Source organism: Halobacillus sp. ABA4_118 (genome assembly GCF_056160205.1).
Genome location: NZ_JBSWWS010000001.1, coordinates 350,688 through 375,234, shown reverse-complemented (window position 1 = coordinate 375,234; position 24,547 = coordinate 350,688). Strand labels below are relative to the sequence as shown.

Here is a 24,547-nt window from a genome sequence, read left to right as displayed (position 1 = left end):
TTTGTGAACCTTGAAAACTGGATAAGGAATTATGACTCATCTAGCGATGAGATCATGATGACAAGACATCTAATTGATTTATATAAACGTCTTTTCACGAAGATAGTTAAGTGAATAAGGGCGCACGGTGGATGCCTTGGTACTAGGAGCCGATGAAGGACGGGACTAACACCGATATGCTCCGGCGAGCCGTAAGCAGGCTTTGACCCGGAGATTTCCGAATGGGGAAACCCACTGTTCGTAATGGGACAGTATCCTATACTGAATACATAGGTATAGGAAGGCAGACCCGGGGAACTGAAACATCTAAGTACCCGGAGGAAGAGAAAGCAAACGCGATTTCCCAAGTAGCGGCGAGCGAAACGGAATCAGCCCAAACCAGAAAGCTTGCTTTCTGGGGTTGTAGGACACTCCTTTGGAGTTATCAAGGAGGAAGATAGACGAATCGATCTGGAAAGATCAGCCGAAGAGGGTAACAGCCCTGTAGTCGAAATCTTCCTCTCTCCGGAGTGGATCCTGAGTACGGCGGAACACGAGGAATTCCGTCGGAATCCGGGAGGACCATCTCCCAAGGCTAAATACTCCCTAGTAACCGATAGTGAACCAGTACCGTGAGGGAAAGGTGAAAAGCACCCCGGAAGGGGAGTGAAATAGAACCTGAAACCGTGTGCCTACAAGTAGTCGGAGCCCGTTAATGGGTGACGGCGTGCCTTTTGTAGAATGAACCGGCGAGTTACGACCGTATGCGAGGTTAAGCAGCAGAAGCGGAGCCGCAGCGAAAGCGAGTCTGAACAGGGCGAGTGAGTATGCGGTCGTAGACCCGAAACCGTGTGATCTACCCATGTCCAGGGTGAAGGTCAGGTAACACTGACTGGAGGCCCGAACCCACGTAAGTTGAAAATTACGGGGATGAGGTGTGGGTAGGGGTGAAATGCCAATCGAACACGGAGATAGCTGGTTCTCTCCGAAATAGCTTTAGGGCTAGCCTCAGAATAGAAAGTCATGGAGGTAGAGCACTGATTGGACGAGGGGCCCCTATCGGGTTACCGAATTCAGTCAAACTCCGAATGCCATAGACTTTGTTCTGGGAGTCAGACCGTGGGTGATAAGGTTCATGGTCGAGAGGGAAACAGCCCAGACCGCCAGCTAAGGTCCCAAAGTGTGTGTTAAGTGGAAAAGGATGTGGAGTTGCTTAGACAACCAGGATGTTGGCTTAGAAGCAGCCATCATTCAAAGAGTGCGTAATAGCTCACTGGTCGAGTGACTCTGCGCCGAAAATGTACCGGGGCTAAACACACCACCGAAGCTGCGGATTGATCTTATGATCAGTGGTAGGAGAGCGTTCTAAGTGCTGCGAAGTCAGACCGTAAGGACTGGTGGAGCGCTTAGAAGTGAGAATGCCGGTATGAGTAGCGAAAAAAGAGTGAGAATCTCTTTCACCGAATGCCTAAGGTTTCCTGAGGAAGGCTCGTCCTCTCAGGGTTAGTCGGGACCTAAGCCGAGGCCGAAAGGCGTAGGCGATGGACAACAGGTTGATATTCCTGTACCACCTCCTTTCCGTTTGAATGACGGGGGGACGCAGGAGGATAAGGAGAGCGTGCCATTGGATGTGCACGTCCAAGCAGTGAGACGGTCGGAATAGGCAAATCCGTCCGGCAACGTCAAGCTGTGATGGGGAGGGAACTATAGTACCGAAGCTCCTGATTTCACACTGCCAAGAAAAGCCTCTAATGAGGAAAGAGGTGCCCGTACCGCAAACCGACACAGGTAGGCGAGGAGAGTATCCTAAGGTGAGCGGGAGAACTCTCGTTAAGGAACTCGGCAAAATGACCCCGTAACTTCGGGAGAAGGGGTGCTCCTCTGCCGAGGAGCCGCAGTGAAAAGGCCCAAGCGACTGTTTACCAAAAACACAGGTCTCTGCGAAGCCGTAAGGCGAAGTATAGGGGCTGACACCTGCCCGGTGCTGGAAGGTTAAGGGGATGCGTTAGCTTATGCGAAGCGTTGAACCGAAGCCCCAGTAAACGGCGGCCGTAACTATAACGGTCCTAAGGTAGCGAAATTCCTTGTCGGGTAAGTTCCGACCCGCACGAAAGGTGCAACGACTTGGGCACTGTCTCAACGAGAGACCCGGTGAAATTATACTATGTGTGAAGATGCACATTACCCGCGACAGGACGGAAAGACCCCGTGGAGCTTTACTGCAGCCTGATATTGAATGTTGGTACAGCTTGTACAGGATAGGTAGGAGCCTTGGAAACCGGAGCGCCAGCTTCGGTGGAGGCGCTGGTGGGATACTACCCTTGCTGTACGGACATTCTAACCCAGGACCGTAATCCGGTCCGGAGACAGTGTCAGGTGGGCAGTTTGACTGGGGCGGTCGCCTCCTAAAGAGTAACGGAGGCGCCCAAAGGTTCCCTCAGAATGGTTGGAAATCATTCGCAGAGTGTAAAGGCACAAGGGAGCTTGACTGCGAGACCTACAAGTCGAGCAGGGACGAAAGTCGGGCTTAGTGATCCGGCGGTACCGTATGGAAGGGCCGTCGCTCAACGGATAAAAGCTACCCCGGGGATAACAGGCTTATCTCCCCCAAGAGTCCACATCGACGGGGAGGTTTGGCACCTCGATGTCGGCTCATCGCATCCTGGGGCTGTAGTCGGTCCCAAGGGTTGGGCTGTTCGCCCATTAAAGCGGTACGCGAGCTGGGTTCAGAACGTCGTGAGACAGTTCGGTCCCTATCCGTCGTGGGCGTTGGAAATTTGAAAGGAGCTGTCCTTAGTACGAGAGGACCGGGATGGACACACCGCTGGTGTACCAGTTGTTCCGCCAGGAGCATCGCTGGGTAGCTACGTGTGGTCGGGATAAGTGCTGAAAGCATCTAAGCATGAAGCCCCCCTTGAGATGAGATTTCCCTCTGCTTCGAGCAGATAAGATCCCTCAGAGACGATGAGGTTGATAGGTCCGAGGTGGAAGCGTGGTGACACGTGGAGCTGACGGATACTAATGGATCGATGACTTATCTATATGAAGAAGGCGAAAGCGACTGGTCAAATCCGACTGGCTAAGCAAACATTCGTAAAGACTGTGTTTTTCAGTCTTGAAGAAGGTGTGCTTAGAACAGCGAGGATTTAGGAGCTGCAGCCGGACTAAACTTCGTGAATCGTGTTTTAATCAATAGTTGTTTCCTTATCTGGTTTTGAGGGTTTACCTCAAACTTTATATTGATGTGGTGGTGAAGGCGGAGAGGTCACACCTGTTCCCATGCCGAACACAGTAGTTAAGCTCTTCAGCGCCGATGGTAGTCGGGTTTACCCCCGTGAGAGTAGGACGCTGCCACGTCACACGAACCCTTCAGGATTATCCTGAAGGGTTTTTTTTGTTTTCTAATGATGATTTATAGTTTGCTCTTCTCTTATGAAGAAATAAAGAAGCGTGTCTAAAGGACTGGTTTTACAGTGGGGAAAACGAGTCTTTGGTCACGAATTTGTTCCATAAGCCTGCTGCTGTGTTTAACATAGCAGGTAAACGGTTATGTTCCCTCTGTGAGTTCAAATCTAGTTTGGAGGTATTGAACATGAATCGATTTACAATCCCACGCGATATATACTTTGGTGAAAATGCTCTTGAAATCCTTCAGGAGATCAAAGGTAAGCGGGCACTCCTTGTTATTGGCGGAGGCTCAGTAAAAGAAAATGGAAATCTGGATACGATTAAACAACATTTGTCTAAAGCGGATATAGAAACGCAAGTCATTGAAGGTATTACAGAAGAGCCGTCTACGGACTTAGTTAACAATCATCTGGAAGAAGTGAAAAACTATGAGCCGGACTGGATCATTGGTATCGGAGGCGGGTCCCCAATGGATGCTGCCAAAGCCTTCTGGATTTTCTATGAACACCCGGAACTCAGCTTCCAGGACGCAATGGAGCCATTTAATCTGCCGGCTCTAAGAGGGAAAGCGAAATTTATCGGAATCCCGACAACAAGTGGTACAGCGTCAGAGATTTCCAACCTCTCTGTCATTACAGAATCAGAAACAGGGGTGAAATATCCGCTGGCTGATTTTGACCTGACACCAGACCTTGCTGTCATTGACCCGGTTATGGTTGAATCGATGCCGAAGCACGTGACCGCCTATAGTGGTATGGATGCTGTAACACACAGCATTGAAGCTTATGTGGCGAAACCGAGGACGACCTTCACTGACGCTTTGTCCATTGAGGCGTTGGAGACATTGGATCAGCATCTCCTGGCTTCTTACAAAGACAACCAGGATTCCCGTGAAAAAGTTCATTACGCTCAAGCGATGGCAGGCATGGCTTTTGCAAATGCTGTTCTCGGGAACGTTCACAGCCTGGCGCATAAGAGTGGACCGACCTTTGGTGTTCCACACGGCTGTGCGAACGCGATTTATCTTCCATATGTCATTCAATTCAACCGCAGTGTAGTGGAAGACCGCTATGCAGCTCTTGCCCGCCGGATCGGCCTTTCCGGACAGACAGATGAAGAACTCGTAGATCGTCTGATTGAATGGGTACGCAATCTGAATAAAGAGATGGATGTACCAAATACACTGAAAGACTTTGGTGTAGAAGAAGAGTTGTTTAAAGAACATGTCGATCAAATGGCTGCCAATGCTGTAGAAGATCCATGTACTGGAACGAACCCTCGTGAAACTTCTGTAGAGCAGATGAAACAATTGTTCATCGCTGCTTACTATGGTAAAGATGTAGACTTTTAATTCATGAAAAACACCCGGTTCCTGACCGGGTGTTTTTTATTGAATAGCTCTGTTAAAGTCGGTTGTTGATATTTTAAACGATTACTAAATCGTTTCCGTCTGGAATTAGGGGTCCGTTGTTTACTCAGAGCATGGGATGGCAGGGAAAACCGTCCGCTTTCCGCGGCTCACGGTACCCCACGGAAAGGGAGTCATTCCCGGTCGCCTCCTACAAATCCCATGACAGAAAGGGGGGATAGGAGCTCACATGTTAAATAACAACACCAAGCAATAACAGAGACTATTGGATAGGGATATGATCCATCCATGAATCTATTAAAGTGTGGTAAAATATAGGCGGGAAGATGTATACATAAGGAATGAAGGAGCGTTTGAAATGGTTCAATTTGAAAGAAAACGCAATACATTTTGGAATTGGAAGTATGCCGTTCTTCTGCTGCTTCTCCCCCTTGGGTTTTATCTTGTTTCTCTGAAAGAAGATATTGGAGAAATCCAGCATATGATTTTTGTGGCTATGATCGTATGGCTGGCTATTGCAGGTGTTTTCGGTTTGACGAACAGGTGGGACCGGCTGCAGGCCTATGGATATCTTTACCTCTTCAGCAGTCTCTTATTCTCGTTTTTAGGACTGGTTTTTATTTGGTAATTCCGGTTGAATTTTCATAGATTCCTCGTTATACTGATGATGAGAATATATGTTCGGGGTGATCATCATACAACTGACGAGATGGAGTTATTCACGTAGGAAAATGGTCCGCGGATATTTCGATACGTTTCCACATTCAACCGTATATTTCAGAAGGATACGGCGTTTCTATATTATTTATATGGTGGATTGGCATGAGGAGGATCCGGTTATCATGCCGGAGAACCGTGAGGAAATGCAGCTGTTGATCAACCGTGAGCTTGGCCGGGAAACAGAATATAAACAAAGAAAGTCGAGAAAGGGCTGACCCTTTCTCGACTTTTTTGTCATGCCATCGCTTCCCATGCTGCGTGCATGCCCGCTACACGGCCGGTGACCATTGCTGAGGTAATATTGTATCCGCCGGTATATCCGTGAATGTCCAGAACTTCTCCACAGAAATAAAGTCCCGGCATGAATTTCGACTGCATGGTATTCGGGACGATTTCCTTGATAGAAACACCGCCACCTGTTACGAAAGCTTTTTCGATCGGCTGGGAATCGTGTACGTGAACGGTAAAGTGTTTCAGCAGTTGAACGAATTGGTGGAGCTGCTGATTGGACAAGTTCGCCGCTTTATCCTCACGATCGATTTCGGACTGATCCAGAACATAGTCGAGCAGACGTTCAGGAACCATCCCCTTGACTACATTCCGAAAAGCTTTTTTGGGCTGGTCTTTCATCGTTTTCTGAAGCTCATCGTGCAGGGATTGTTCATGCTGGTCAGGAAGAGCATCAATCTCTACCTGCACAGGTGAGTGGCCTTTCATCAGCTCTTTCACGACATATTGAGAGCAGCGTAAAACAGCAGGCCCGGAAAGACCGAAGTGAGTGAACAGCATATCCATCCGGTGGGTGATGATCTTTCTGCCTTTCGGATTTAATACCGATACGTTCACACCCCGCAGAGAAAGTCCCTGAAGAGTCTTTTGTTTAATTACAGTGTCGTTTGACAGCAGAGGCACTTCTGTCGGAAACAGCTTTGTAATCGTATGTCCTGCTTTCTTCGCCCATGCATAGCCATCTCCGGTAGATCCGGTATGCGGGACAGCTTTCCCGCCGGCCGCAATGACTACAGCATTCGTTTGTATCTTCTCTTTGGACTTCAAAATGATCTCGTGTTCGTTTTCTCCGTAATGAATGGCATCCACAGGCGTTTCTTTTCTTACTTCGATATTCAATTCATCCATCCGGTTCAGAAGGGCCTGGACAACATCCTTCGCCTTATTACTGACCGGAAACATCCGGCCGTGGTCTTCTTCTTTGAGCGCGACTCCAAGCCCCTCAAAGAAGTCAATGATATCGTAATTGTTAAAAACAGAAAATGGACTGTATAGGAACTTTCCGTTTCCTGGTACATGCTTGATGACTTCCTCTTCTGGAAGGCGGTTCGTAACATTGCAGCGCCCGCCTCCGGAGATGGCAAGCTTGGTGCCCAGCTTTTTTCCTTTTTCAATCAAGAGCGTACTTACACCCTGTTCAGCAGCAGCGATGGCTGCCATAAGCCCTGAAGGCCCTCCGCCGATGACGGTTACATGGTAATTCATAAATGTCGTCCCTTTCTTATCTCATCGTTCCTTGTTTATCCTCTATCTATGATAAAATAGATGAGGTCGATTCTACAATAAAATTGAAGGTGAAAAGCGAATTATGTCAAAAATACTTAAAGGTACCTTGTTATTGACTGCAGGAACTTTCCTATCCAAGTTCCTGGGAATGATTTATACGGTTCCGTTTGAAAATATGGTGGGAACAGACGGGACCGACCTATTTTCCATTGCTTATGTTCCCTACAGCATTCTGCTCAGCTTATCGAGCATGGGTGTTCCTGTCGCTGTTTCCAAGTTTGTGTCCAAATACAACTCGCTTGGTGATTACGAGACCGGTCAGCGGATGCTGAAAGCGGGGATGACCCTGATGTCCATCACAGGAGTCATCGCGTTTTTAATGCTGTACTTCTCAGCTGAACAGGTAGCCATATGGACAATCGGCTCGGATTCTGACCGCCTTGGTCATGCGACGATGGTCATTCAGATGGTCAGTTTCGCCTTGCTCGTAATACCGCCGATGAGTATTACACGAGGCTTCTTCCAGGGACATGAGTCTATGGCCCCTACGGCCGTATCACAGGTCGTTGAACAAATTGTCCGGATTGTTTTTCTTCTGGCTTCTGCTTTTGTTATTGTCCAGGTGCTGGGCGGCCCTGTCCATCAGGCGGTCGGTTTTGCAACGTTTGCCGCTTTTATCGGAGGAATTGCTTCCTGTATCGTTCTGTACGTGTATTGGAGAAAGCGTAAACCTTTCCTGGAAAATCAAATTCAGGCTCAGGAATATACGTACGGATTGTCCAATAAGGAAATGTTCAAGGAATTGTTCACCTATGCCGGTCCTTTCATTCTGGTCGGGATTGCTACGCCTTTATACCAGCTGGTCGACCAGTTTACTTTGGAAAAAGCGATTAAGGCCTCAGGCGCTGAATATAACAATGCTTTTTCCATCATAAATTTTCTAAGTCATAAATTGATTATGATTCCGGTTACGCTCGGCCTTGGTTTATCTCTGGCGCTGCTGCCTGCGATTACACAGGCGTTTACGAAAAATGAGATGGACCGTTTGAACAAACAGATCAACCAGGCCCTCCAGATTGTCGCGCTGCTGATCATTCCTGCTGTCGCCGGCTTATCTGTCGTCGCGTGGGAAGCGTATGGAACGTTTTACGGCGTGGATGAGATAGAATACCGCGGAGATCTTCTCAGGTGGTATGCACCAGTAGGGCTGTTCCTGGCCTTATATACGGTCACTTCTTCAATTCTTCAAGGGGTGAATAAACAAAATTTCGCTGTTGTCAGTCTCGGAACAGGAATCCTGCTGAAGCTCAGCTTAAATTGGTGGCTTATCCAGATGCTTGGCGCCAAAGGCGCGATTTTAGCGACAGGTATCGGTGTGGCTGCAGCTGTCAGCCTGAACTTCTGGCGTATTTTTACGACCATCGACTTTTCTTATAAGCAGCTGCTGAAGCGTACGCTGCTTGTCGTCATTCTGACAGCAGTCATGGCCGTAACGGTACTTCTAGTCAAATGGCTGCTCGGTTTTGTATTTGAACCCACTGAAAACCGTCTGGATGCTTTGATCGTATTGATCATCAGTATAGGGGCCGGCGGAATCGTCTACTTGTGGACGGCCTACAAGACGACACTGCTTGAACATGTACTGGGCGGAAGAGTCCGTGTGCTGGATAAGTTTTTGAAGCGCAGCTAAGGAGGAATAGGATTGAGAATTGATAAACTGCTTGCCAATATGGGCTATGGAACTCGTAAAGAGGTGAAAGGCCTTTTGAAGAGCGGCCATGTCCGCATCAACGGCGAACCGGAAAAAAGCCCGAAAACCCATGTGGATCCCAAGGAAGACTTAGTGACGGTTATGGGCGACGAAGTGGAGTACCGGGAATTTATCTATCTAATGATGAACAAGCCGGGGGATTTAATATCCGCTACCGAAGATCCGCATGAGACAACAGTGATCGATATTCTCCAGCCGGAGGATATCGTCTTTGAACCGTTTCCTGTCGGGAGACTCGATAAGGATACAGAAGGCCTGCTCCTGATCACGAACGACGGTCAGCTGAACCACCGGCTGACTTCTCCGAAAAAAGACGTGGGAAAAACCTACTTTGCCCGTATAGAAGGGAAAGTCACTGAGAGCGATGTGGAAAAATTCGCTTCAGGGGTCACGCTGGATGACGGCTATCATACGAAACCGGGGGAGCTGGTCATTCTTTCTTCTGATGAATTTTCGGAAATCGAACTGACGATTACCGAAGGCAAATTCCATCAGGTAAAGCGGATGTTCGAAGCTGTAGGAAAGAAGGTTGTATACCTGCAGCGGATTAAAATGGGGGAACTGGTTCTTGATGAAGAGCTGGAGCTTGGAGAATACCGTGAGCTGACGGATGAGGAACTGGAGTATTTGATGAATATAACAAACCTCTAAGTTCGAGAATAAGCAAAAAAACACCCGGTCCACGACCGGGTGTCATCTATATAAGAAGAGATAATGATTCAATTATGAGATTTTAACCCTCTTTTCAGTGATTGACCACCTTCCACGGTGTGGACTGGCGACGAGTCCATTGTATTCCAATATGCTTAAGTCCCTCTGCATTGTGCGATCAGTGATACCAAACTCATCTGCTAACTCATTTGTCGAGACTGTCCCTTTTTCTCTAATGTAAAGGTAGACAGCTTTGATCCGGGTGAGCATACGTGATGATGGATGATTCAAAAAACCACTCCTTAATCGTCATTATATGGAACTTGTGGTGCCAGTGAATCTCTGAAGTTGGTTTCATTCTACAATAATGAAAGGTATCGTGCTACTATAATCCTCTCAATTTACAGATTATTCACCTTATTTACAGATTATTAAAGATCGGAGGTATGAAATTGTACTTTTTCAGAAAAATTCTTTTAAAAATGGTAAAGGTCAACAATCTTGTCCTTTTCTTAACAAGCATAGCCCTGCTGCTTCTATCCAGTATTTTGATCGTTATCGTGGAGAATGATACCTTCCCGACACTATTCGATGGGTTCTGGTGGGTCATGACAACGGTAACCACAGTAGGTTACGGGGATTACTCTCCTGTCAGTGCTGGTGGGCGCCTGATAGCCATGTTTTTATATATCTTCGGAATCGGTCTGATTGGAATCGTGATTGGTAAGGTCGTTGATAGTCTGGCCATTTATAGAAAAAAACGTCTGGAAGGTGATATCGTGTATAAAGATCAAGACCATTTTGTGATTATCGGCTGGTCACAGAAAACAGAATTTGCTGTGAAGGAAATGCTGGATACGCATGAAGACTGTGAAATCGTATTGATCGATCAGCTCCCGGAAGCTCCTATGCTTTCAGAAAACATTCATTACATAAAAGGAGATGCGGGAGATCAAAACACATTGGAAAAAGCCAATATAACCAAAGCGAAAGCTGTACTGATTTTTGCTGATGATCAGATGACCAGCAATCAGATGATTGATGGAAAAACACTTCTGATTGCTTCATCCGTTGAAAATCTGGCTCCGGGTGTCCATACGATCGTTGAAGTGATGGAGGAAAAACACATCAAGAACTTTAAGCATGCCCAGGTGGATGAATTTATCGTCTCCAGTGAAACGATTTCCTCTTTGGCAGTCCGGGCAGCATTCAGAAAAGGGGTTTCTGGAATTTATGGACAGCTTCTGAAGCGTTCTGTAGGAGAGGACCTCTTTTACATTCCGACCCGTCCGGAGTGGCGTACTTACAAGGATGCCTTTCAAAATCTTCTATCTGAAGGAGCCACTCTTATCGCAGACCGGAATGATCTGGCGATTAATCGAAAGCTGGATGAGCCGATTCCTGAGAATGCAGAACTTTATGCTGTTTGTGATAAAGCCACGTATGACGCCATTCTTTCTAAAGGAGGACAATCATGAATTTTAAAACATTAAGTGAAGCGTATTTGGATTCCTTCCTTACTCATGCTGGTGAACTGATCAGCATTCCAAGTGTTTATGAGAAAGACGAGGATACACCATTTGGACCTGCCATACAGGAGGCCTTATCCCATATGCTTGCGCTTGGAGAGAAAGACGGGTTTGTAACAAAGAACATCGACGACTTTGCTGGACACATCGAATTTGGAGAAGGAGACGAAATCATCGGGGTGCTCGGCCATCTTGATGTGGTTCCTGCGGGAGAAGGATGGACATCCCCGCCCTTTGAAGCTGCTGTAAGGGATAATAACCTGTACGGACGCGGAGCCCAGGATGATAAAGGACCTGTGATGGCTGCCTATATGGCCATGAAAATGCTGAAGGACCAAGGATTCCAGCCTAAGAAGAGAATACGGCTTATCCTCGGTACAGATGAAGAGCGGGACTGGCAGGGGATCAGCCATTATTTTAAAAAGGAGCCCATGCCTGTGGCGGGCTTCACGCCAGACGCTTCTTTTCCGGTGATTCATGCTGAAAAAGGGCTGCTTGATGCTTATGCTTCGTATCCTGCTGCAGCGGACGGGGAAGGTGACGTCCGCCTCTTACGGGTGAAAGGGGGAGGACCGTTGAATATGGTTCCGGATGAGGCCGTAGTCGAATTGACAGGGTCCGTTCGCTCGGCTTTTGATGCCTACATGAACGAACATCAAGCAGATGCATACCTGGAGGAGAAAGAGAAGGCTGTCCAAATTGTGTTCAAAGGGAAAGCGGCTCATGCAAGCCGTCCGGAAACAGGGAAAAACGCGCTGATAGACCTTTTGGACTTTCTCTTCTCTCTTCCGCTTCCTAAAATCGACCGTCAGCTTGTTTCACAGCTGCTTGCCTGCTTTACAGATACGGACGGCAGAGGTCTCGGTTTGAACAGTTCTGATGACGTATCCGGACCATTAACATCAAATCTGGGCTCTTTGGAAAAGACAAAGGAAGAATGGAGAGTCGGGCTGAACCTCCGCTATCCTGTAACGGCGGACGCAGAGCAAGTGATGGAACAATTGCACACCGCCTTGGAAACAAATGGAGGAACGGTGGAGATTTACGATCATCTGGCGTCTCTCTACGTTGAGAAAGAGGATCCTTTAGTACAGACGCTGTTGTCCGTCTATAACGAAGCCACCGGCGGCCAGTCAGAAGCTTTGTCCATTGGAGGAGCCACTTATGCCCGTTCTTTGACCACCGGAGTCGCTTTCGGGGCCATGTTTGCCGACAGTCCGGATACTGCACATCAGTCTGATGAACATGTCAGGTTGAAGGATATGGTAAAAGCCATGGAAATTTATGCGGAAAGCCTGTACCGGCTGACAAAATAAAAGGACGATGGAAACGGAGGCGGGATCATGAGCGACCCTCATTATTTTATCGGCTTGAAGACAGAACAAGCAGCAGATCATCTTCTTCTATGGCAGCAGGAACTGAGGGAACATATGCGGTACAAAGTTTGGACCCATCCCTCAGACTTTCACATAACCCTAAAGTTTCTGGGGCCTGCATCCGATGAAAAAATAAACAAGTTGATTACAATGCTCCACCAACAGGAGATGCCGGATGCTTTTTCCATCACTATCGGACCCGCCGGTGGTTTCGGCAACCCGCAGTCCCCGCGGGTCTTCCTCGCTGAAGTGGAAAAAGCCCCGGGGCTGGAGAAGCTGTACCAACAGACAGAGGAAGCAGCAGCTGCATCCGGATGGAGTCGGGAAAGAAGGAAGTTTCACCCTCATATTACACTGGCAAAAAAACAGGCGGAAGGACAGTCACCGCTCTCGTTAAGTAACGTTCCTGCTGTATTTCAACAGAAGTTCCCGATGGTTGTGGACCAAATAACGTTATTCAGGATCCACCCCGGGGAACATCCGAAATATCAAGAAGTGTTCACCATTGAATTAAAAAGTAGGGATGGCAATGGCTCAACTAATTAAACTGAATGATTATATCTCCAGATATGAAGTGAATATGTATCAATATCCCGCTCAGTTTATCCGATTGAAACAGGAAAACTGGACGAAAATGCGGTCCCTCTATGAGCAGGGACGGCTGGACTTTCAAAAAGAACTCCCGGATTCTATGGAAGTTGAACCGGAAAAAACTCCATGGTGGAAAGCATTATTCCGGGACAAAGGGCTTGGAGACGCTGGTGAAGAAGCAGCATCCATGATGGTGGAGAAACAGCCCCGCTCATTAAGGGAGTTGAAGCAGTACTACCTGGATGGGCTGCTTCCCTTTCAATTGAAATGGGCGACGACCACCCTCCAGAAAAAATCCTTTCTGCATCCAGCCTACCGGGACGATCCGTCCCTCTCTTTTTATCTGCAGCGCTTCCCGGATACCTACCTGCTCATGTATGAACCGGTCGCTCAGCTGAGAAACGCAGAATTGGAAATCGATCACATCCTGATTGGTCCGCATGGGCTGGAGTTGGTTGCATCTCTGCCTGCCCGGAAGGGGGAGACGGCGTATGTGCAGTCTGAACACACGTGGATGCTGGAAGAAGGTAACGTTCAGCGGAAAGTCCAAAGTCCGCTGATTTCGTTGAAGCGCACGGAAACCTTTGTAAGGAGTGTTCTTAGAAAATACGATATTGATTTTCCTTACACTAAAGTGGTATTATCCCCTGCCTTGTCATTTGAAAAAACACAGGAACCCTACCAGACGATCTATGTAGGAAACAAGGAGTATGAACGCTGGCTCTATGAGAAGAGACAGATGAGCACACCTTTGAAGCATAAGCAGCTGAAAACGGCAGAAGCTCTCCTGAAGCACTGCCGGACAAGTGCGGTAAAACGAGCCGAATGGGATACAGAGGAACCTAGGGAAGAATAGCAGCATGTGGAGCCGGAGCTGGTCTACCGATCAAGTAGCCCTGGCCAAAGTGGACACCTAGAGCGGCAAGCCAGTTCCATTCCTCCTGGGTTTCAATTCCTTCAGCCAGGACATCAATAGCAAGTCTGCCTGCGTCAGCCATTACTTGGTGAAGAAAGGACTGTTTTTCCGTATGGATATGACAGTCCCGGATGTAGGAACGGTCAATTTTGACATAATCGGGCTGCAGTAAGCGAAGCATCTCCAGGGAACTGTATCCGGCCCCCACATCATCAAGCGCTGTTTTCATTCCGGAAGCTTTGTATTTCTCCAGGATCGTTTTTAAATGATTGACGTTTGTAATTCTCTCTGTTTCCACGACTTCAAACACAAGATCCTCCGAAGGGACATCGTATTCTTTGACCATTTGGAAGGTATGAGCCAGACAGAAGTCCGGGTCATAAATGGTGGAGGGAAGGAAGTTGATGAAAATCTTTTCTCCGTTTTGTAAATGCTCGGCTTTTGCTTTTACGGCCGCTCTTCTTGCTTTTTGGTCAAGCATCGACTGAAGTCCCGCATCACTGGCAAAGGCGAACAGCTCACCAGGGTGGATAGAAGCGTGAATCGTCCGCAGTAAAGCTTCATATCCAATCACCTTTTTCATGTTTATATCCACGATCGGCTGTAAATGGGCTTGAAAGTCACCCTTATGAATAATAGAAACGAGATCCGGACGGGAAATCCGTTCGTAGAGGTGTATCAAAGGGATTGGATAGGAACGATCCGTGAAAGGATCAAGGACATGAATACGGAACCGGGGAATATTCCCGTCATTCCATTGTTCCAGTGCATCCTTCAGCTCCTTGTGACTTCGGTAGGAAAAAACGGTGTGGGCCGCGTCTTTATCTTCCACCGTTAAAGGCAGTGGTTTAGGGAAGTGATAGAAATAGGATTCTTTAATGACCAGCTTTCCTTGATCAGGGACTGTGAAAATAGTCCCGCATGACAGGCAGTTTTTTCTCATGTGCTTCTCCTCCTTTTATACTAGTAGTATACTGGAGCAGCAAACATGAAGTATAGTTATTCAACTCGCGGGGAGTGGGGCTCATGTATATTCTGATTGTGAATCCTGCGGCAGGAAACGGCCGGGGGTTAAAGCTGTATCAACAGCTGAAGAAAACGTCCGACTATCACAGCCTGGATATCCGGACGTTTTTCACAGAAGCGCCTGCTGGTGCGGAAGCACTTGCGGCCGACTTGTCAAAATCACAGGGTCCTTCCCTGGAAGCGTGTTTAGTTCTTGGTGGAGACGGCACCCTTCATGAAGTGATCAATGGCTGGAATCCGGCACGGCCTGTTCCCGTCTGTTTTTTACCAGCCGGCTCAGGCAATGATTTTGCAAGGGGACTGGGAGTAAAGTCACGCATTCCTAATTTATTCCAGTCCGTCCTCCGTAAGCCACAGAAGCACCATGTTTATCTGGGAAACTACCAGGTGAACAACGGACAGGAAAGAACCTTCTTGAACAGTGTTGGTATCGGATTTGATGGGGCAGTGGCTTCCTATGCGGAGCGCCCTGACTTTCGGTTGTGGATGCGTCGTCTTCATTTAACGAAATGGATCTACCCCGCGGCTCTTGTCCGTGCTTTGCAGTGGTTCAAGGCTGTGGAAGTGGAAGTGACGCTTGATAATCATCCTCCTGTTATTGAAAAAGTCATGATGATGACAATTACAAACCATCCTTATTTCGGGGGCGGGATGAAAATCGCCCCCCGAGCAGGTATCCACCATCCACGCCTCTCGATCATTCTCGTTCGAGCTCTATCCAAACGGAAACTGCTGGCCCTTTTTTTAAGCGTCTTCATTGGAAAACATACAGCTTTGAGAGAAGTGGTCGAGTGGGAAGCGGACAGGGTCCATGTCCGTACAAATCAGAGGACACGTTTCCAGGTGGACGGCCAGCCTTCCTGCTCGAATGAATGGCTGATCAAGAAAGCGTCATCAAAAACGACATTCCTGAGCAATTCATAGATATCTCTTGAAAGTTGACAGATCAATGAGTTAATCTATTCTAAGGTGACTATTGAATCGGCAGGGTATATTTCGAATAATGACAAAAGTACGGTATACTGAATGAATAAAGACGTGATTCGATCACAAGAGGATTTGAGGAATTGAAGGTGAATTGGTTGGAACATATACTCGGTAGTAATTGGACAATAACACCAGCAGGCGGTTCGACAGGGGAAGCTTACTATGCCCAGACAGATGAGAAGCGGCTGTTTTTAAAACGCAACTCTTCACCTTTTTTAGCCGTCCTGTCCGCAGAAGGGATCGTCCCGAAGCTGATCTGGACCAAAAGGCTGGAGAATGGGGATGTCATTACTGCCCAGGAATGGCTGGACGGGCGGGAATTGAATCCGGAAGAGATGAAGCACCCGCGGGTAGCCGCCCTGTTAAGTAAAATCCACCATTCCACTGAGCTGCTGGATATGTTAATGAGACTGGGTAAGCATCCTTTAACCCCTGATGAAATACTTATGGACATTAAGGAAAACCAAAAGGTTCTGGATAAGGTGGATCCCAGGATTGAAATTCATCAGGCCGTCAGATACCTGGATCAGGAAGTACGGAATGTCCAACACGATGTTCACGTCGTCTGTCATTGTGATACCAATCATAATAACTGGATGTTATCCGCAAAAGATCATCTTTATTTAATCGATTGGGATAACGCGATGGTAGCTGATCCCGCTTTGGATCTCGGAATGCTTTTATACAACTATATCCCTGAGGATTACTGGAAAACATGGTTGAAGGAATACGGTATCCGCCCTGACTCCCACATGTTCCAGCGGATGAAATGGTACTCGATTTCCCAGGCGCTTGCATTTATTCAGTGGCATCAAATGCGGGGAGAATACCATGAATCCGCCGTACGGACGGAAAAATTGAAGACCATCATGAAGCAGCACGGAATTATATAAACCTCTAGTAGAGGAAGAGCTTATGCCACCGCGGCATAAGCTTTTTTTGATAGTTTCCAGAACATTAAAAGGATCAATCTTCCAAACAGGCGGGTATCGTTGGATATCACTCACTAGAAGTGGAGGAGTTGGATATGGAGAAAAACGTACTCGTCTCAGGTGGAAACCGCGGCATTGGTTTTGAGGCATGCCGCCGACTGGCCGAAGCAGGGTTTAAGGTATGGCTCGGTTCCAGAAATGAGGAAAAGGGAGAAGAAGCGGCTTCCCGGCTTCGGAAGGAGGGACTGGATGTTCATTCTATTTTCCTCGATGTTGCTCAGCCCGATAAGATGGATTCAGTCAGGGATAAGATTCTTCAAGAGGACGGCCGGATCGACGCATTGATCAATAATGCCGGTATTTTTCCGGATAAAAAAAGTTCGATTCTGGATATCGATCCTGTCACTTTTGAGGAGATTCAACTCGTGAATTACTTTGGTCCGTATTTTCTCATGAGCAGCCTTATGCCTGTCATGCTGGAGAATAATTATGGACGGATCGTTAATGTGGCCGCAGAGATGGGGGTCAGTCAGGCGATGGACGCTCCGATGGCCGGTGCCTATAAAGCGTCCAAGTACAGCTTGAATGCCTTAACGAGGTTGTTCGCAGGAGCGGCACGCCGGAAGAACGTGAAGGTGAACTCCGTAAGCCCCGGATGGGTGAAAACAGACCTGGGAGGGGAAAAGGCAAAGCGTAAGCCTGAGGAGGCCATGGAAGGAATCTTATGGCTTTCCCAGTTGGAGGAAGAAGGACCGACCGGGAAATTCTTCAGAGATAAGGAAGAGCTTGAATTTTAGCGGATGAATCAGTCTGATCGAAAAAAACCACTGCCCTCAGGCAGCGGTTTTTTGTGTGGCTGGTGTATATTTAAGCTTCTTGGCTTTAACTTCGGCACTCATATGTTCAGATATTTTTTCAAACGGATAAACAAACAGGGCATATCCTGCGAATAGAACAGAGAAGACGGCCAGAACAGATACTTCAAAAAGTTTTGTCATCAATTTCATAGCTTTCTCATCACTCCCGTTCAGTATTGATCAACACGATATTCATCATAAATCAGGAAGCGCTTACAACCCAACCCCCTTAAACGGGGGAATTTTCCGGTATAAACGGAGCAGACGTCCTTATGAAGATATAGAGGCTGGAATAGCTTTAATCATCGCGGATGGTCCATAATCCGTACAGATACAGCGAATATAGAAAAAAATTTTCAATTTAGCGGTCTTCATGGTACCATTTTATCGATAAGAAGGAGGAATTCCATACATGCGTTTAAGAAATAAACCTTGGGCGGACGATTTTCTAAGGGAAGAAGATCAGATTGTCGTCCAGGCTCCATTTGCACAAAAGGGAAGCTGGAAGCAGTTGTTTTCCCACCCTGATCAACCCCTTCATTTAGAGATTGGGTCAGGAAAAGGCCAGTTTATCGCCGGCATGGGTGTCCAGCACCCGGAAGTCAATTTCATCGGCATTGAATTCGTAAAGAGTGTGATTGTCGGTGCGGTGAAAAAAGTGAAAGACGCGGAGACTGAGAATGTAAGGATGGTCAATGAAAATGCAAAAGATTTGACCGATCTTTTTGAAAATAATGAAGTGGACCATATTTATTTGAACTTTTCCGATCCGTGGCCGAAAACGAAGCATGAAAAAAGGAGGCTGACATTCCATACGTTCCTCTCCCAATATGAGGCGGTTCTTAAAGAAGAGGGGAGAGTCACGTTAAAAACGGATAATAAAGGATTATTCGAATATTCGCTGGTCAGTTTTTCTGAATACGGCATGATTCTTGAGGATGTATCCGTCGATCTCCATGCAGATGAGGATCCACTGAATGTCCCGACGGAATATGAAGAGAAATTCTCCGCAAAAGGACAACCCATCTACCGTTGTACAGCAAGATTCACAACCTGATAGCGTTTTCAAAGGCTCTAGTTATTATGATAAACTAGAGCTATCTTTATAGAAGGGGTGATAGTGATGGAAAAGCTGACGATCGGTCAAGCAGAGTTGACCTGGCTGGATGGCGGGGTAACCCATTTGGATGGCGGGGCTATGTTCGGAGTTGTTCCCAGAGCGCTATGGAGCAAGAAATATCCTGTGAACGACAAGAATCAAATTGAACTTCGGACGGATCCTATCTATGTGCATGTGGGAGGGAAACATATTCTCATTGATTCCGGGATTGGGAATGGAAAAATGAATGAAAAACAGATGCGTAATTTCGGAGTGCTTGAAGAATCCAAAATAGATCAAGGACTTCAGACATTAAATCTGACCCGTGAGGATATTGATTATGTCCTGATGACCCATCTTCATTTCGATCACGCCAGCGGTTTAACCCGCTGGGAGGGAGAAGAGCTGGTATCCGCCTTTCCTGAAGCTGTCATTTATACGAGCCGGACGGAATGGGACGAAATGCGGGAGCCGAATATGCGCTCAATTAATACATACTGGGAGGATAACTGGAAACCCGTGGCACATCAGGTGCGGACCTTTGAAGACAGCCTGGAGGTTGTGCCCGGCCTGCGGATGATTCACACAAGCGGCCATAGTGACGGCCATTCTGTTCTTGTTTATGAGGAAGGGGAGCATGTATGGATCCACATGGCTGATTTGATGCCGACCCATGCTCACCAAAATGTGCTGTGGGCTCTCGCTTATGATGATTATCCGGTGACTTCTGTACACGAAAAGAAAAAATGGATGGAATTTGGGTATGATAAAGAAGCCTGGTATACGTTTTACCATGATGCTGTATATCGTGCGTTGAAATTTGACCAGGACGGAAAAATCATCGATCAGGTGGATCAGAAAAAGCATCATTACACATAAAAAAATACCCTCTCTGGAAGAGGGTATTTTTATAAATCAGGCCGTTGTTTCCGCTACATCCACGATGGTGCCTGTGTCTGTATCGATATAAAATTCGAATTGAGAGGTTTCCCCGTCCTGGTTCTTGGAGATGCCGCCTCGATAAACATCATAATTGATGCCGTTTTTATTCAGTTCTTCCGGCTTCATGTAAATCCATGAGCCGCTGATCGGCCCCTGTTTCTTGAAGGCTTCCTTTGCAATTTTCAGTGCCTTTTCAGGAGTGACATTCTGACTGCTGTTGATTTGTTCTTTTACAATATAACCGGCGAGTGCTCCTACACCTGCGGCTATCGCGACTTTTTTCCAGTTCATTAACCAATCACCTCACAACTAGTTTCTAGTGTCCAGTATACTAAATATTCCCGTTAAAAGAAAATCAAAACTCATTTGAACGGCGGATTTGTAGAAACGTTTTCACAATTCCGTTAAAATAGAAACAGATGGAAATAAAGGAGATGTACATATGAATCAAGAAACCCAGGAACTTTTCAAGACGTTGACGGAACTGCCGGGTGCACCTGGAAACGAACATCTGGTACGCCAATTCATGAAAGAAGAGTTAGGGAGATATTCGGATGAAATCGTTCAGGATCGCCTTGGCGGTGTGTTTGGAGTGAAGAAAGGGAAGGGGCCGACGGTTATGGCCGCGGGTCATATGGATGAAGTAGGCTTCATGGTTACTCAAGTCACTGAAAACGGTATGATCCGCTTTCAGCCGCTGGGAGGCTGGTGGAATCAGGTTCTTTTAGCACAGCGGGTGCAGGTAGTGACCGATCGCGGCCCTGTCGTAGGTGTCATTGGATCCATTCCCCCTCACAATCTGACACCGGAACAACGGAAAAAACCGATGGAAATCAAAAATATGCTGATTGATATTGGAGCGGATCATAAAGAAGATGCCAGGGAAATCGGGATCAAGCCCGGGCAGCCGATTGTGCCGATCTGCCCGTTCACACCGATGGCCAATGAAAAGAAAATTCTAGCGAAAGCCTGGGACAACCGTTATGGCTGCGGTCTTTCCATTGAACTACTGAAAGAACTGCAGGGAGAAAAACTTCCGAATGTGCTCTATTCCGGAGCGACTGTCCAGGAAGAAGTCGGACTGCGCGGGGCTCAGGTAGCTGCCAACATGATCCAGCCGGATATTTTTTATGCGATGGATGCCTCACCAGCCAACGATATGAGCGGGGATAAAAAAGAATTCGGTCAGCTGGGTAAGGGGGCACTCCTCCGTATACTCGATCGTTCCATGGTCACACACCGAGGCATGCGTGAATTTATTCTGGATACAGCTGAAACCCATGATATTCCTTACCAGTATTTTGTATCGCAAGGTGGAACAGATGCAGGACGGGTGCATATGGCGAACGATGGCGTTCCATCTGCCGTTGTTGGAATCAGCTCCCGATACATTCACACATCCTCTTCCATTATTCATGTAGATGATTACGCGGCAGCTAAAGAGCTTCTCGTGAAGCTTGTCAAAGCGACGGATCAATCCACTGTCGATGAAATCCGCCGGAACGTATAGATCACCAAAAAGTCACACGTGCTGATGTCAGCGGGTGTGACTTTATGCTAGAATGATAGGAACTAAAGAATTCAAGGACCTTGAAAGAATATAAGGGAGAAGGAGAAAGGTGCCTGTTATGTTGAAGATTTATGTAGGATCAAAGAACCCTACGAAAGTTGATTCGGTGAAGCGGGTATTTCCGGAAGCCGAAGTCGTGGGGATGGAAGTTGAATCAAAAGTGGCAGCACAGCCCTTTTCTGATGAAGAGACGTTGGAAGGTGCCATTAACAGAGCACGCGAATGTGCGTCGCACCATAAATCGAAAATGGGCATTGGTCTGGAAGGCGGGGTCATGGAAATTGAAGATGATCTTTACCTTTGCAACTGGGGCGCCCTTGTAGATGAGAAGGAAAACGTCTATAGTGCAAGTGGAGCCAGGATTCGACTGCCGGATGAGGTGAAGGCAGGCCTTGAAAAAGGAAAAGAATTAGGCGATGTCATGGACGAATACGCAGATAAGCACGATGTCCGGAGTAACGAAGGGGCTATCGGCATATTTACGAATGGTCTGATTCATCGAGAAGATATGTTCACCCACGTTGTCCAGCTACTAAAGGGGCAGTGGGAATTTGATCAACAATAAATGGACGGGGGATGCCCCCGTCCATTTTCTGCATTTGGATTCGGTTTTTATCGGAAACGGCTGCAGCTGCCTTTACTCATAAAGATAAGCAAGGACTTCAACGGCTTGTTCGATGGTTTCTACTGTTACATCAGCCTGATCGGAGAGTTCCTTCAATGGATGAACGAGGGACTCCGGGCGGATCAGGATAAGTGGTTTGCCTGCCTGAATCGCAGCTCCGGCATCCATCGCTGTGTTCCACTGTTTATAGGATTCCCCGAAATAGGCGATGGCCGCATCCGACTTGTTCAATAATATCTTCGTACGGAAATTGTTAATGGAAGAGGCGGCATCATCTCTTTCCACCTGCCCGGGCTGCTCCCCGAGTATTTTTTCTCCAATATCATCGGAGAGTGCATGATTTTCCTGAGGGCTGACAAAAGTTACCGGCAGCTGTTTTTCATCTGCTTTGGATATGATTTCCCTGCGCCAATCGTCGTGAATCTGTCCTGCTAAGTATACAGTAAGCTGCATAATTCTCCCTCCCAATATTCTATTCTTTTTCAGTATGAGAGAGATGGTGATTCAAGTCCAGTTGAAGCTCTTTCAGGAGCTTCGTTTTTTCGGTATATTCCATTTTTGATCTTCTATTGTAAGAACACCCTCATTCAATGGAGTTTCTTTTTCAACCGGACCTTCGTCATCATCCATGGGCTGTTGAAGAATGAATTGGCCTCCTTCTTCTTCAAGTTCGCTGGACAGTTTTTTAACATCTGAAGCCGAACGTGTCACCTGCTCGATGGCAGACAATTGATTTTCACTGGATGCCGCTACTTCTTCGGATGCTGCCGCTGCTTCCTCTGAAATGACACTGATATTGTGCAGGCGGGTCTTGACCTCTTCATTGGCTGTTTCGACTTCGTTGACCGCATCCGTTACTTTACCCGTCTGCTCATTTATATACGTGACGTGGGAAGCGATCGTTTTAAAGGCTTCTTCTGTCTGTTTGACGGAGGATTCCTGTGCAGCCCGGTACTGTTGGAATTGGTCGGCTTCATTGGTCAGCTTATCCATCTGGACGGTCATATGCTCAATCATGCTTTGGATGCTCCGCGCTTCTGTTTTGGACCGTTCAGCAAGTTTCTTCACTTCATCAGCCACAACAGCAAAGCCACGTCCGGATTCTCCGGCACGGGCAGATTCAATAGCCGCATTCAAGGCTAAAAGGTTCGTGCTGTCGGCAAGATCTTCGATCGTTGTTACGACATGATGGACTTCTTTGGACTGTTCGGCCGCAGCTTTCACTTCCTGCGTCATTAAATTAGACAAACGGATAAAATCGTCGGACGTTTCTTTTAAGCCTGTCATCCTCCGAAGGCCTTCATCTCCAGCTTCTTTCGCTTGATCAAGCTTCCCTGCGATGTCTGCTGCTGCTGTCTTTGTCTGTTGAATGGCCGCTGATACATCGTGAATGAAGTGATTGGTTTCATCAATCTGCTGAGCCTGCTCCTGGGAACCAACGGCCACCTCTCCGATGGCTGCATGAACTTCTGAGGCCTGTATGGAAGTTTGCGAAGATACTAGAGCCATCTGCTCCGATGTGTCGTTCATCACCCCGGAGGCTTGAAGCACTTTTCTGACGGACTTTTCCATCTTCCCGGCCATCTCATTGAATTGATCCGCCAGTTCGCCCATTTCATCTTTCGTTTCAAGCTGGATTCGGTGACTTAAATGTCCATCTCCGATAATGGAGGCTCCTGTTTTCAGCTGCTGGATGGATTTACTGATGGAGCGGATCAGCAGAAAACCTGTGAAGAAGAGAATGATAAGCATCAACGCCCCTAAGGCTGTAAGGCCTGCTGTAAACCAGACCTGCTGTTGTTCCTGATCAGCAGCCATGCGTTCGTTCATTTCACCGGCTGCATGCATCACCTGATCCACCTGGGTGGAAACCTGTGAAGCAATTTCCTCGAACGAGGTGCGTATGTTTCCTGCCTGTCCGTAAGTATTATCGATGGTGTTTAAGCCCTGCTCATACTTCAGCAGGCTTCTGCTTAGTGCAGCGTTTTCTTCTTCCGGAAGGTTTAAACTTTCAGCGGACTCTTTTAAGGACGAGGAGCTCTCCTTAAAATCATCAAGCTGTTCTTCCTCCGGATTGTTTAAATAAGCCTGCTCCTCCATTTTCATTACCAACAGATCATTTTCCAGCGCTGGACTTCCGGATTGGCTGATCAGCTCACTGAACTGTGCAGAGGCTTCCTGGATCTGCTTACGCAGTCCTTCTGAATCGGAAAAGCCTATCAGCTTAAACATATTTACCAACGGTCCGAGCTCTTCTATGTACTGTTCGGAGCTTTCGTAAATCGACTGAAATCCTTCCTCAATGGATGGGTAGCTGCTGTAGGTTTCTCTGTAGCTAAGAGCTGCTTCCTTCACTTCAGTGACGGCTGTCTCCACAGCTGCGCCCTGATCTTTGGATGGCTCATTGAAAAACTGCTGCTGTTCCAGTTTCACCTCGTTCATGAGAGCTTGGATGGATTCACTGTCTGTTACGGCCTGCTGAACCATTTGTCTCTCTTCGGCCTGCTTCGACTGTTCCATAAATAAATACGTCGATACGACTACAAGAAGCAGCAGGGAGCAGAGTGAGGAGATAAGGATGAATCTTACACGTGCGCGAATCGTTTTCATAAGGACCCTCCCTGTGAATTTTCTGAAATTTATGTAGTTATGGATTTATTATAAGACTAATCGATTAGGAACAC

Annotated in this window: 22 protein-coding genes and 2 rRNA genes; 17 read left to right on the top strand and 7 right to left on the bottom strand. The window is 47.3% G+C overall.

All coding sequences use genetic code 11. The features are described 5' to 3' along the window. The first annotated feature begins 104 nt into the window (after positions 1–104). The 4 genes from ACXAGL_RS01950 (at position 105) to ACXAGL_RS01935 (ending at position 5,384) form a co-directional block, all read left to right on the top strand. A 23S ribosomal RNA gene (locus tag ACXAGL_RS01950) occupies positions 105–3,021 on the top strand. Between the two features lie 201 nt (positions 3,022–3,222). Further along, positions 3,223–3,336: ribosomal RNA gene (rrf, locus tag ACXAGL_RS01945) — 5S ribosomal RNA — on the top strand. A gap of 235 nt (positions 3,337–3,571) precedes the next feature. Further along, a complete protein-coding gene (locus ACXAGL_RS01940; protein ID WP_474989597.1) occupies positions 3,572–4,738 on the top strand; it encodes an iron-containing alcohol dehydrogenase in 1,167 nt (388 codons plus the stop codon). Positions 4,739–5,114: 376 nt separating this feature from the next. Next, positions 5,115–5,384 carry a hypothetical protein gene (locus ACXAGL_RS01935; protein ID WP_474969249.1) on the top strand — a complete coding sequence of 90 codons (270 nt, stop codon included), beginning with the start codon at positions 5,115–5,117 and terminating at the stop codon, positions 5,382–5,384. A gap of 326 nt (positions 5,385–5,710) precedes the next feature. Here ACXAGL_RS01935 and ACXAGL_RS01930 read toward each other — a convergent pair whose 3' ends face one another. Further along, a complete protein-coding gene (locus tag ACXAGL_RS01930) occupies positions 5,711–6,970 on the bottom strand; it encodes a BaiN/RdsA family NAD(P)/FAD-dependent oxidoreductase (protein ID WP_474969247.1) in 1,260 nt (419 codons plus the stop codon). Between the two features lie 103 nt (positions 6,971–7,073). On the opposite strand from ACXAGL_RS01930, the gene ACXAGL_RS01925 reads away from it, so the two are divergent. Continuing rightward, positions 7,074–8,681: a putative polysaccharide biosynthesis protein gene (locus ACXAGL_RS01925; protein ID WP_474969246.1), complete on the top strand. Its 1,608-nt coding sequence runs from the start codon at positions 7,074–7,076 to the stop codon at positions 8,679–8,681. Between the two features lie 12 nt (positions 8,682–8,693). Further along, complete coding sequence (locus ACXAGL_RS01920) at positions 8,694–9,413, top strand: pseudouridine synthase (protein ID WP_474971125.1); 720 nt, start codon at positions 8,694–8,696, stop codon at positions 9,411–9,413. Positions 9,414–9,485: 72 nt separating this feature from the next. Here the strand turns inward: ACXAGL_RS01920 and ACXAGL_RS01915 are convergent, their stop codons facing one another. Then, complete coding sequence (locus tag ACXAGL_RS01915; protein ID WP_474970429.1) at positions 9,486–9,683, bottom strand: DeoR family transcriptional regulator; 198 nt, start codon at positions 9,681–9,683, stop codon at positions 9,486–9,488. Between the two features lie 182 nt (positions 9,684–9,865). Between ACXAGL_RS01915 and ACXAGL_RS01910 the strand changes: the two genes are divergently transcribed. The 4 genes from ACXAGL_RS01910 to ACXAGL_RS01895 are packed head-to-tail and all read left to right on the top strand — an operon-like array spanning position 9,866 to position 13,765. Then, entirely contained in the window at positions 9,866–10,891 is a 1,026-nt protein-coding gene (locus ACXAGL_RS01910; protein WP_474989595.1) for a potassium channel family protein, read from the top strand. After that, positions 10,888–12,258: a dipeptidase PepV gene (gene pepV / locus ACXAGL_RS01905; protein ID WP_474989593.1), complete on the top strand. Its 1,371-nt coding sequence runs from the start codon at positions 10,888–10,890 to the stop codon at positions 12,256–12,258. The genes ACXAGL_RS01910 and pepV overlap by 4 nt, the downstream gene beginning before the upstream one ends. 27 nt (positions 12,259–12,285) lie before the next feature. Beyond that, positions 12,286–12,864, top strand: a complete 579-nt coding sequence (thpR, locus tag ACXAGL_RS01900) for an RNA 2',3'-cyclic phosphodiesterase (protein WP_474969242.1) — start codon at positions 12,286–12,288, stop codon at positions 12,862–12,864. After that, complete coding sequence (locus tag ACXAGL_RS01895; protein WP_474969241.1) at positions 12,848–13,765, top strand: nuclease-related domain-containing protein; 918 nt, start codon at positions 12,848–12,850, stop codon at positions 13,763–13,765. The genes thpR and ACXAGL_RS01895 overlap by 17 nt, the downstream gene beginning before the upstream one ends. Here the strand turns inward: ACXAGL_RS01895 and ACXAGL_RS01890 are convergent. Further along, positions 13,752–14,768, bottom strand: coding sequence for an EAL domain-containing protein (locus ACXAGL_RS01890; protein ID WP_474989591.1), 1,017 nt, complete (start codon positions 14,766–14,768; stop codon positions 13,752–13,754). The two genes, ACXAGL_RS01895 and ACXAGL_RS01890, sit on opposite strands and share 14 nt — an antisense overlap. An 83-nt stretch (positions 14,769–14,851) precedes the next feature. Here ACXAGL_RS01890 and ACXAGL_RS01885 point away from each other — a divergent pair, with 83 nt between their 5' ends. From ACXAGL_RS01885 to ACXAGL_RS01875, 3 genes are all read left to right on the top strand, one after another. Further along, on the top strand, positions 14,852–15,775 hold the full coding sequence (locus ACXAGL_RS01885) for a diacylglycerol/lipid kinase family protein (RefSeq protein WP_474971131.1): 924 nt from the start codon (positions 14,852–14,854) through the stop codon (positions 15,773–15,775). Positions 15,776–15,933: 158 nt separating this feature from the next. Further along, positions 15,934–16,731 carry a phosphotransferase gene (locus ACXAGL_RS01880; protein WP_474970428.1) on the top strand — a complete coding sequence of 266 codons (798 nt, stop codon included), beginning with the start codon at positions 15,934–15,936 and terminating at the stop codon, positions 16,729–16,731. Between the two features lie 134 nt (positions 16,732–16,865). Beyond that, positions 16,866–17,567, top strand: coding sequence for an SDR family NAD(P)-dependent oxidoreductase (locus ACXAGL_RS01875; protein ID WP_474969238.1), 702 nt, complete (start codon positions 16,866–16,868; stop codon positions 17,565–17,567). Positions 17,568–17,603: 36 nt separating this feature from the next. On the opposite strand, the gene ACXAGL_RS01870 is transcribed toward ACXAGL_RS01875, so the two are convergent. Continuing rightward, positions 17,604–17,777, bottom strand: coding sequence for a hypothetical protein (locus ACXAGL_RS01870; RefSeq protein WP_474969237.1), 174 nt, complete (start codon positions 17,775–17,777; stop codon positions 17,604–17,606). Positions 17,778–18,039: 262 nt separating this feature from the next. On the opposite strand from ACXAGL_RS01870, the gene trmB reads away from it, so the two are divergent. Together trmB and ACXAGL_RS01860 are read left to right on the top strand one after the other, a co-directional pair. Then, complete coding sequence (trmB, locus tag ACXAGL_RS01865) at positions 18,040–18,684, top strand: tRNA (guanosine(46)-N7)-methyltransferase TrmB (RefSeq protein WP_474989589.1); 645 nt, start codon at positions 18,040–18,042, stop codon at positions 18,682–18,684. A 66-nt stretch (positions 18,685–18,750) separates the two neighbouring features. Then, positions 18,751–19,605 carry a YtnP family quorum-quenching lactonase gene (locus ACXAGL_RS01860; protein ID WP_474989587.1) on the top strand — a complete coding sequence of 285 codons (855 nt, stop codon included), beginning with the start codon at positions 18,751–18,753 and terminating at the stop codon, positions 19,603–19,605. A 36-nt stretch (positions 19,606–19,641) separates the two neighbouring features. Here ACXAGL_RS01860 and ACXAGL_RS01855 read toward each other — a convergent pair whose 3' ends face one another. Beyond that, positions 19,642–19,959: a PepSY domain-containing protein gene (locus tag ACXAGL_RS01855; protein WP_474969234.1), complete on the bottom strand. Its 318-nt coding sequence runs from the start codon at positions 19,957–19,959 to the stop codon at positions 19,642–19,644. A gap of 151 nt (positions 19,960–20,110) precedes the next feature. Between ACXAGL_RS01855 and ACXAGL_RS01850 the strand changes: the two genes are divergently transcribed. Together ACXAGL_RS01850 and ACXAGL_RS01845 are read left to right on the top strand one after the other, a co-directional pair. Continuing rightward, entirely contained in the window at positions 20,111–21,178 is a 1,068-nt protein-coding gene (locus ACXAGL_RS01850; RefSeq protein ID WP_474969233.1) for a M42 family metallopeptidase, read from the top strand. Between the two features lie 121 nt (positions 21,179–21,299). Then, the gene (locus ACXAGL_RS01845) at positions 21,300–21,803 is read left to right on the top strand and encodes a DUF84 family protein (RefSeq protein ID WP_474970427.1); all 504 of its coding nucleotides are present in this window, start codon (positions 21,300–21,302) and stop codon (positions 21,801–21,803) included. 72 nt (positions 21,804–21,875) lie between these two features. Here the strand turns inward: ACXAGL_RS01845 and ACXAGL_RS01840 are convergent, their stop codons facing one another. Continuing rightward, the gene (locus tag ACXAGL_RS01840) at positions 21,876–22,316 is read right to left on the bottom strand and encodes a YtoQ family protein (RefSeq protein WP_474989585.1); all 441 of its coding nucleotides are present in this window, start codon (positions 22,314–22,316) and stop codon (positions 21,876–21,878) included. A gap of 72 nt (positions 22,317–22,388) precedes the next feature. Further along, positions 22,389–24,473 carry a methyl-accepting chemotaxis protein gene (locus ACXAGL_RS01835; RefSeq protein ID WP_474989583.1) on the bottom strand — a complete coding sequence of 695 codons (2,085 nt, stop codon included), beginning with the start codon at positions 24,471–24,473 and terminating at the stop codon, positions 22,389–22,391. Positions 24,474–24,547 lie beyond the last annotated feature (74 nt).